Raw genomic sequence first — 8780 nt, forward strand, 5'->3', positions numbered from 1 at the left:
ACCCATCTTCAGGAGGGGCAATGGACTTCTCGCTGACTCCCGAGCAGGAAACCTTCCGCCAGACGCTGCGGGCCTGGCTCAAGGCGAACATCCCGCGCGAGTGGAAGCACCAGGGGAGCTCCGAGATTCCGCGCGTGGAGGCGTATCAGATCCTCAAGAAGTGGCAGCGCACGCTCCACGAGGCCGGCTACATCGGGCTCACGTGGCCGAAGGAGTACGGCGGGCGCGGGCTCACCTTCATGGAGGAGCTGATCCTCGCGCAGGAGATGGCGCTCGCGAAGGCGCCGCCCATCCTGAACGTCCTCGGGGTCGGCATGGCCGGCCCGACGATCATCGCCTACGGCACCGAGGAGCAGAAGAAGCGCTACCCCGCGAAGATCCTCTCCTGCGAGGAGATCTGGTGTCAGGGCTACTCCGAGCCCAACGCGGGCTCGGACCTCGCGTCGCTCCAGACGCGTGCGGTGAAGGACGGCGAGCACTGGGTGATCAACGGCCAGAAGGTGTGGACGTCGTTCGCCCACGTGTCCGAGTGGATGATGCTCCTCGCGCGGACCGACCTCGCCGCGCCGAAGCACAAGGGGATCACCTACTTCCTGCTCGACATGAAGCTGCCCGGCGTGACGGTGAAGCCGCTCAAGCAGATCACCGGCGAGGACGAGTTCAACGAGGTCTTCTTCGACAACGTGCGCGTCCACGAGTCGCAGGTGCTCGGCGGGGTCAACAACGGCTGGCAGGTCGGCATCACGACCCTGATGTACGAGCGCCTCACCCTCGGCTTCGCGCTGCAGACTCGGCTCCGAATCGCGCTCGAGAGCCTGATCGAGCTGGCGCGCCGGATGGAGAAGACTAGCGGGCGCGCGGTCACGAGGGAGCCCGCCATGCGTCAGAAGCTCGCGCAGCTCTGGATCGACACGGAGTGCCTGCGCGTGACCGGCGCCCGCGCGATCACGAAGCTGCTCCGCGGCGAAATGCCGGGCCCCGAGGCGTCCGCGGGCAAGATGGTCTGGGTGGAGACGCACCAGCGGCTGCAGGAGCTCGCGATGGAGATCGAGGGGCCGTACGCGCAGCTCTGGAAGGGCTCGGAGTGGGCGGTCGAGGGCGGCGTCTGGCAGCACTCGTTCCTCCGCTCGCGCGCCAACTCGATCGAGGGCGGCACGACGGAGATCCAGAAGAACATCATCGCCGAGCGCGTCCTCGGCCTGCCGAAGGACTAGTCATGGATTTCGGATTCAGCCAGGAACAGGACCTGCTCCGCTCGACCGCGCGGAAGTTCCTCGAGAACGAGTGCACCTCGACGTTCGTGCGCGCACGGATGGAGGAGCCGGCGGGCGTCACCGACGACTTCTGGATGAAGCTGGCCGAGCAAGGATGGCTCGGCCTGATCTACCCGGAGGAGTACGGCGGCAGCGGCCTCGGCTTCGTGGACCTCACCGTGCTCATGGAGGAGATGGGGCGCTGCGTGATGCCCGGGCCGTTCTTCTCCACGGTGCTCCTGGGCGGCCTCGCTATCCTCGAGGCCGGATCGCCCGAGCAGAAGAAGGAGTGGCTGCCGAAGATCGCCGCGGGCCAGGCGAAGGCCACGCTCGCGCTCACGGAGCCGAACGCGCGCTGGGACGCCGCGGGCGTCACGGTGACCGCCAAGGAGGGCAAGGGCGGGTTCGTCCTCAACGGCACGAAGCTCTTCGTCCCCGACGCCCACCTGGCAGACGTCAGCGTCGTCGTCGCGCGCACGGCCGAGGGAAAGTCGCCGGAGGACGGCGTGAGCCTCTTCCTCGTGCCGAAGGGCACCAAGGGCGTCGAGGTCAAGCTCCTGCCGACGATGGACCAGACGCGGAAGCTCTGCGAGGTGACGCTGAAGGACGCCGCCGTGCCGGCGGGCGCGCTCCTCGGCACGAAGGGCGGGGCATGGCCCACTCTGGCGCGCGTGCTCCAGCGGGCGACCGTCGCGCTCTGCGCCGAGATGTGCGGCGGCGCGCAGAGGGTCCTCGACATGACGACGGAGTACGCGAAGATCCGCGTCGCGTTCGGCAAGCCGATCGGCACCTACCAGGGCGTGAAGCACAAGGCCGCCGACATGCTCGTGGACGTCGAGAACGCGAAGTCGCTCACGTACTACGCCGCGTGGGCGGCGGACGAGAACTCGCCCGAGACCGCGCTGGCGATCTCGATGGCGAAGGCGTACGCCTCCGACGCCTACCGCAAGGTGTCGGCGACCGGCATCCAGCTCCACGGCGGCATCGGCTTCACCTGGGAGCACGACCTGCACCTCTACTTCAAGCGCGCGAAGGCGTCCGAGTTCACCTTCGGCGACGCGACCTACCACCGCGAGCGGGTCGCCCAGCTCATCAATTTGTAGCGCTGCTAGATCGCTTCGGGGGCGCGGACCGTCCGCTCGTTCGTCACGTTGCCGGTGTTCAGCGTGGACTTCGGCTCGAGGAGGACGACGTGGACCTCGTCGGTCAGCGCGAGCGGGCAGTGCTCGACGCCGCGCGGCACGACGATGAACTCGCCGGGGCCGACGTCGCGGTTGCCGTCGCGGAGCTGCATCCGGAGCCGTCCGGCGACCACCAGGAAGAGCTCGTCCTCGGTCTCGTGGTGGTGCCAGACGAACTCGCCCTTGAGCTTGACCACCTTGACGTGCAGATCGTTCACTTCGCCGACGATCTTCGGCGACCACGGCTCGGTGAAGCGCCGGAACTTGTCGGCGAGGTTGACGACGTTCATGGTGGGATGATACCGCAGGAGCGATGAGCGACGCGCCCCGCCCTCCCGTCGAGCCCAAGCCCGCCGCATCGGTCGTGCTCGTGCGCGAGGCCGCCGCCGGCGCGCCGGAGCCGCTCGAGGCGTACATGATCCGCCGCAACCGCGGGATGAAGTTCCTCGGCGGCTACTACGCCTTCCCCGGCGGCAAGGTCGATCCGGGCGACGCCGTGCCCGAGGTCCTCGCGCGCTGCCGCGGCGTCGCGGCGCCGGAGGCGGAGGCGCTGCTCCCCGGCCACGCGGGGGCGCCCGCGCTCGCCTTCTGGGTCACCGCGGTACGCGAGCTCCTCGAGGAGAGCGGCGTGCTGCTCGCGTGCGACGCGCGAGGTCGCCGGCTCGACGCGCGCGCGCCGCGCGTCGTCGAGGCGATCGAGCGCTGCCGCGCGGCGCTCGTGGTCGGCAAGACCCCGTTCGCGGAGGTTCTCGCGCGTGAAGGGTGGTACTGCGACCTCGCTGGCTTTCGCTATCTCTCGCACTTCATCACGCCGCGCTCGAGCCCGATCCGCTTCACGGCGCGCTTCTTCCTCTGCCAAGTGCCCGACGACCAGGCGCCGCGGCTCTTCACCGAGGAGACGTCGGAGGGCTTCTGGATCCACCCGGGCGAAGGCTACCGCCGCTTCCTCTCCGGCGAGATGAAGATGGCCGAGCCCGCCGAGTACGGCCTGGCCTACCTCGCGCAGTTCCGCTCGCTCGAGGAGCTCTGGGCCGCCCACGAGGACCGGCGGCACAAGTTCCACGGCATCGCCGATCGGATCGATGCGCTGTGGGACCGCTTCGACTGGAAGCAAAACCGCTTTCCCTCACGCTGATTCCGGCGGGATCGTGTGGGCGCTGGGATATTCTGGCCAGGTGAAAACACTATACGGACGTTATGTTGCCTACGCTCGGAAGCGGGTTATCGTTGACGCATGTCTCGACTTGACGCCAGCAAGCGGGCCCGCCTCCGGGCCAGCGCCTTCGCCTACGTCGACTCTCGCGGCCGGCGGCGGCTGCCGATCCACGACGAGGCGCACGTGCGGAACGCGCTGGCCCGGTTCAACCAGGTCGCATTCGAGGACGATGCCGCCCGGGAGCGCGCCCGCAAACGGCTGCTGAACGCAGCGAAGAAGTACCGCATCATGCCCGTCGGTTTCATCACCAGCCAGCTGCGAACGGAGCGGAGAGATGCGACGGCCGGTCGCCTCGTGATCGAGTTGGGTCGGCACGGAGCACCCGGCGAGCTCGAGCAACGCCTGCGAAGCGTCCTCCGGGATCCGACCCTCGCCGTCCTGCACTGGTCCGATGCTTCCGGGGCGTACCTGGACGGCACGGGCAAACCCGTCCCGCTCCCTGCCGAAGGAGACCAGCGCGGCGTGACCTATCTCGAGCGCCAGAGTCGGCCGACGACGGCCATCGTGCACGATCCGACGGTCCTCGACGACCCAGGTCTTGTAGAGACCGTGCTCGCCGCCGTGCGATTCGTCGTCGAGAAGGAGCGTGCGCACGGCCAGATTCAGGCAACCTCAACCGATGCCGCGGCGCTCCCCACCGGGTTCGTCACCCTCCTGATGACCGATATCGAGGCTTCCACTGCCCTTCTCCGTCGCTTGGGCGACCGCTATGGCGACCTGCTGAACGACGTCAGGGGTATTCTACGAGTCGCAGTGTCGAGAGTGAGCGGCCGCGAGATCGACGCCCGCGCCGACGAATTCTTCGCCGTCTTCGAGCGGCCCGCCGCCGCCATCGAGGCGGCAGCGGCCATCCAGCGAGCGCTCGGCAAGCGGGCCTGGCCCGACGATCTCGAAGTCCGGGTTCGCGTCGGGATCCATAGCGGCCGCCCGACACTGACCGATGTCGGGTACATCGGTCTGGCCGTCCACACCACGGCTCGCGTCTGCTCGGCGGCCCACGGAGGGCAGATCGTCGTTTCCGGCGAGACCAGGGCAGCGGTCGGGGAGTCCGCGCCGCTCGGCATCCGCTTCCGCAGTCTCGGCCGACATCGCTTGCTCGGCCTTCCGGTTGCCGAGACGCTCTTCCAGGTCCAGGCGAAGGGACTGCGCGGGAGCTTCCCAAGGCCGCGGCCCCGTCGTCGAGCAGCAGCAGCCAGGTAGGAGCTAGGCTCCAACTCCGGTCCCGCTAAACTCGTGTCACCATGGAATGTGTGGGCTCGAGCGTTCCCCTGGAAGGCGAACCGGTTCCCCGCGGGCGGGACCGTGCCCGGCCGATGACCGAGCACACGACGACGGTGCAGGTGCACTGGGGCGACGTGGACCCCGCCGGGATCGCGTTCTACCCCCGCTTCTTCGAGTGGTACGACCTCGGCTGCGAGGCGCTCTTCGCCGCCCTCGGCCTCGCGTGGCCCGAGGCGTTCCCGCGCTACGGGATCGTCGGCGTGCCGATCGTCGAGTCGGGCTCGAAGTTCGCGAGCCCGGTGCGCTACGGCGACGTGCTGACGATCCGCTCGCGCGTCGCCTGGGTGCGCGAGAAGACCTTCCGGATGGAGCACGAGATCTCGGTCCGCGGTACCCTGTGCGCGAGCGGGTTCGAGGTCCGCGCGTGGCCCATCCCCGAGGACGTGGCGCAGCGCCTCCGAGGCGTGTGAAGGAGACAGGCGTGAGCGACATCGTCGAAGAGATCCGCGCCGCCTACGCGCGCGTCGGCGTCCGGCTCGACCAGCCCGCCACCTACGGCACGTACTACCGGCTTCTCTGCGCCGCGTGCGGCCGGATGGTCGGCAACGTGGGCGACCGGCTCCTGCCCGGCATGGCCGCGGCCCTCGTAGAGAGCCAGGCCGACCTCTACGCGTCCGGCCAGCTCGGCTGCGCGTGCCGTCACAGCGGGCCCGTGCCGAGCGCCGAGCCCGCCGGCGCCACCACGGGCGAGAGCGGCGCCACGCCCTGGCCGCTCTGGCGTCAGGCGTACGCGCAGGGCGATCCGCTCCCGCGGCTCCAGTGCGAGGTGAGCCGGCCGCGCTACGAGTTCGACGAGGGCGACGTGCTGCCGGAGGAGTACAAGGGCCTGCTCCTCAAGATGCTCCGCCACGAGGGCGAGCGCGCCGGCAACAAATCGTTCCTCGGCTTCATGGCGACGTGCCTCGACCTCGCGGAGGCGATCTTCCCGACGCGCGAGGCGCGGCTTCTCAAGGCCGAGTACCTCGCCGAGGAGCTGAAGCACGCGATCATGTTCCACCGGCTCGCCGTCGGCCTCGACCCCGACTTCGCGCTGCTCGACGTACCTTACGCGCACTACGCCTTCCACCTGCCGCGCGAGACCTGGGCGGACGACGCGTTCTTCCACTTCTTCGTGGACCTGAACGGCGCCTTCCACGCGCGCGACTGGCGCGAGTCCTCCTACGTGCCGCTCGCGATGATGTCGGCCACCGTCGAGCGCGACGAGCTGGGCCACTCGGAGATGGGCCTCCGCTTCCTCACCGAGATCTGCGCGGAGCCGCGGGGCAAGGCGCTCGTGCGGCGGCTCCTCGACAAGTGGTACCCGGCGGCGCTCGACATGTTCGGCCGCTCGGACTCGCCGAACGCGCCGAAGTTCATCCACTGGGGCCTCAAGAGCGTCGGCAACGCGGAGATCCGCCGGACCTACAAGGCGTACGTGGACCGGAAGCTCGGCACGCTCGGCCTCGAGCCGCCCGACGAGCGGAAGAACCGCCGCTTCCTCTGAGCCGGCGCCCGGGTATCGTCGTTACGAGGACACTACCGGCGCCCGGCGATCCTGGACTCGCCCGAACGGGTCTGCTAAACTCCCGCCGCCTGGGACGCCCGTCGCGGGCGTCGCGGCGGACACTCGAGACCCGAACTCCCAGTCGGAGGTCACCGTGCGTACAAGGAACCGCGTGCTCGTCGCGGGTCTCCTCGCCGTCCTGGCAGTGGGCCAGGCGCCGGCGGCCGAGACCGTGAAGATCGGCTTCATCACCTCGCTCTCCGGCCCCGCGGGCATCATCGGCAAGCACATGAAGGACTCGGTCGAGCTGGCGCTCGATCACCTCGGCCGCAAGATCGGCGGTCTCGACGTCGAGCTGATCTACGGCGACGACCAGCAGAAGGCCGACGTGGGCAAGCAGGTCGCCGACGAGATGCTGAAGAAGCACAAGGTGCACTTCGTCAGCGGCATCATCTGGTCGAACGTCATGCTGGCGGTCGCGCCCGTCGTCACGCGCGAGCGCGTCTTCATGATCGGCACCAACGCCGGACCCCACCAGCTGGCCGGCAAGGACTGCTCGGAGTACTTCTTCACCACGTCGTGGCAGAACGATCAGACGCCCGAGGCGATGGGGAAGTACATGCAGGACCAGGGTCTCACCGACGTGTACATCATGGCCCCCAACTACGCCGCGGGGAAGGACATGCTCAGCGGCTTCAAGCGGTATTTCAAGGGCCGCATCGTCGCCGAGGTGTACACGCAGGTCAACCAGCCCGACTACCAGGCGGAGCTCAGCCAGATCCGCGCCGCCAATCCGAAGGCCGTGTTCGTGTTCTACCCCGGCGCCATGGGGATCCAGTTCGTGAAGCAGTATGCCCAGGCGGGGCTCCGCGAGCAGATCCCGCTCTACTCCGTCTACACGGTGGACGAGGTCACGCTGCCGGCGGTGCAAGAGGCGGCGCTCGGCAACTGGGAGACGCGCTACTGGAGCCCCGACCTCGGCAACGAGGCGAACAAGAAGTACGTGGCCGACTTCCGCAAGAAGTACGGCTACACGCCCGCGTTCTACGGCGCGCAGAGCTACGACGGCATCATGCTGATCGACTCCGCCGTCCGCGCGGTCAAGGGAGACCTCTCGAACAAGGCGGGGATGATCGCCGCGATGCGGAAGGCCGACTACAAATCCACGCGCGGCCCGTACAAGTACAACGTGAACCACTTTCCGATCGAAAACTTCTACCTCCTCCGGACCGTGAAGACGGCCGACGGCCAGTACGCGATGCAGATCCAGAGGACGGTCTTCGACAACCACAAGGACGCCTACTACCAGGACTGCGGGATGAAGTGGTAGGCGCCGCGCGCTCGAGGGCCCCCGGGGGCGCGACACCGTCGCGCCCCCTTTTTCGTGCACGATGAGCCCGCTGCTGGTGCTCGAGCAGTGCCTGAACGGCCTGCAGTTCGGCGTGATGCTGTTCCTGCTGGCGGCGGGGCTGACCCTCGTCTTCGGGATCATGAACCTCGTCAACCTCGCCCACGGCTCCCTCTTCATGCTGGGCGCGTACCTGGCCACGGCCCTCGCACGCGCGACCGGCTCGTTCGTGCTGGGGGCGCTGCTGGCGCTCCCGGCCACGCTGCTGATCGGCGTCGTGGTGGAGCTCGTCGCGCTGCGGACGCTCTACGAGCGCGACCACCTCGATCAGGTGTTGGCGACCTTCGGGCTCATCCTCTTCTTCAACGAGCTCGTGGCGATCCTCTGGGGCCGCGCCGCCATCTACACGAGCCTGCCGCCCTCGCTCGCCGGCCACTTCGTGCTCCTGCCCGGGCTCCGATACCCGACCTACCGGGCCCTCGTCATCCTGGTGGGCGCGGCGGCGGCGCTCTTCCTCTACGTGCTGGTGACCCGCACGCGGCTGGGGATGCTGATCCGCGCGGGCGCATCGAACCGCACGATGGTCGCGGCGCTCGGCGTGAACATCCGGGCGCTCTACACGCTGGTCTTCGGGCTGGGCGCCGCCCTCGCGGGCCTCGCGGGGCTCATGGCCGCGCCGCTCTACGCCGTCCAGCCCGGGATGGGCGAGCAGATCCTGATCCAGGTTTTCGTCGTCATCGTCATCGGCGGCATCGGCTCGATCCGCGGTGCGGTCGCGGGCGCCCTCGTGGTCGGGATGGTGGACACGCTCGGGCGGGCGTTCCTGCGTCCGACGCTCAGCACGATCGTCTCGCCCGCCGCCGCCGACAAGGCGGGGCCGGCGCTCGCGTCCATGCTGATCTACCTCATGATGGCGGCGGTCCTCTTCTTCCGCCCCCAGGGACTGTTTCCGACGCGAGGCCGCTGACGATGGCCGTGTCGCGACGGTCGATCGTGCTGGCGGCGGGCGTGCTCGCCC

9 protein-coding genes are annotated in these 8780 nt (G+C 68.9%); 8 read left to right on the top strand and 1 reads right to left on the bottom strand.

Going from position 1 to position 8780, the window contains the following annotated elements:
- Positions 1 to 20: 20 nt before the first annotated feature.
- Together VKG64_07165 and VKG64_07170 are read left to right on the top strand one after the other, a co-directional pair.
- Entirely contained in the window at positions 21 to 1214 is a 1194-nt protein-coding gene (locus VKG64_07165; GenBank protein HKB24820.1) for an acyl-CoA dehydrogenase family protein, read from the top strand.
- Positions 1215 to 1216: 2 nt separating this feature from the next.
- A complete protein-coding gene (locus VKG64_07170; GenBank protein ID HKB24821.1) occupies positions 1217 to 2356 on the top strand; it encodes an acyl-CoA dehydrogenase family protein in 1140 nt (379 codons plus the stop codon).
- 5 nt (positions 2357 to 2361) lie between these two features.
- On the opposite strand, the gene VKG64_07175 is transcribed toward VKG64_07170, so the two are convergent.
- Positions 2362 to 2724: a cupin domain-containing protein gene (locus VKG64_07175; GenBank protein ID HKB24822.1), complete on the bottom strand. Its 363-nt coding sequence runs from the start codon at positions 2722 to 2724 to the stop codon at positions 2362 to 2364.
- A 23-nt stretch (positions 2725 to 2747) separates the two neighbouring features.
- Here VKG64_07175 and VKG64_07180 point away from each other — a divergent pair, with 23 nt between their 5' ends.
- The 6 genes from VKG64_07180 to VKG64_07205 all read left to right on the top strand — a co-directional run bounded on the left by VKG64_07180 (position 2748) and on the right by VKG64_07205 (position 8729).
- Positions 2748 to 3569, top strand: a complete 822-nt coding sequence (locus VKG64_07180) for a hypothetical protein (GenBank protein ID HKB24823.1) — start codon at positions 2748 to 2750, stop codon at positions 3567 to 3569.
- 99 nt (positions 3570 to 3668) lie between these two features.
- Positions 3669 to 4850, top strand: a complete 1182-nt coding sequence (locus tag VKG64_07185) for an adenylate/guanylate cyclase domain-containing protein (protein HKB24824.1) — start codon at positions 3669 to 3671, stop codon at positions 4848 to 4850.
- Positions 4851 to 4963: 113 nt separating this feature from the next.
- Positions 4964 to 5341, top strand: coding sequence for an acyl-CoA thioesterase (locus VKG64_07190; protein ID HKB24825.1), 378 nt, complete (start codon positions 4964 to 4966; stop codon positions 5339 to 5341).
- An 11-nt stretch (positions 5342 to 5352) separates the two neighbouring features.
- Positions 5353 to 6414 carry a Phenylacetic acid catabolic protein gene (locus VKG64_07195; protein HKB24826.1) on the top strand — a complete coding sequence of 354 codons (1062 nt, stop codon included), beginning with the start codon at positions 5353 to 5355 and terminating at the stop codon, positions 6412 to 6414.
- 154 nt (positions 6415 to 6568) lie between these two features.
- Positions 6569 to 7744, top strand: a complete 1176-nt coding sequence (locus VKG64_07200; GenBank protein HKB24827.1) for an ABC transporter substrate-binding protein — start codon at positions 6569 to 6571, stop codon at positions 7742 to 7744.
- A 61-nt stretch (positions 7745 to 7805) separates the two neighbouring features.
- A complete protein-coding gene (locus VKG64_07205; protein HKB24828.1) occupies positions 7806 to 8729 on the top strand; it encodes a branched-chain amino acid ABC transporter permease in 924 nt (307 codons plus the stop codon).
- Positions 8730 to 8780 lie beyond the last annotated feature (51 nt).

The organism is Candidatus Methylomirabilota bacterium (assembly GCA_035260325.1).
GTDB lineage: Bacteria > Methylomirabilota > Methylomirabilia > Rokubacteriales > CSP1-6 > AR19.

What these genes read in the sequence shown, in the direction of transcription:
- VKG64_07165 (HKB24820.1), top strand. Translation starts at nt 21, where the DNA reads ATGGACTTCTCGCTGACTCCCGAGCAGGAAACCTTCCGCCAGACGCTG.
- VKG64_07170 (HKB24821.1), top strand. Translation starts at nt 1,217, where the DNA reads ATGGATTTCGGATTCAGCCAGGAACAGGACCTGCTCCGCTCGACCGCG.
- VKG64_07175 (HKB24822.1), bottom strand. Translation starts at nt 2,724, where the DNA reads ATGAACGTCGTCAACCTCGCCGACAAGTTCCGGCGCTTCACCGAGCCG.
- VKG64_07180 (HKB24823.1), top strand. Translation starts at nt 2,748, where the DNA reads ATGAGCGACGCGCCCCGCCCTCCCGTCGAGCCCAAGCCCGCCGCATCG.
- VKG64_07185 (HKB24824.1), top strand. Translation starts at nt 3,669, where the DNA reads ATGTCTCGACTTGACGCCAGCAAGCGGGCCCGCCTCCGGGCCAGCGCC.
- VKG64_07190 (HKB24825.1), top strand. Translation starts at nt 4,964, where the DNA reads ATGACCGAGCACACGACGACGGTGCAGGTGCACTGGGGCGACGTGGAC.
- VKG64_07205 (HKB24828.1), top strand. Translation starts at nt 7,806, where the DNA reads ATGAGCCCGCTGCTGGTGCTCGAGCAGTGCCTGAACGGCCTGCAGTTC.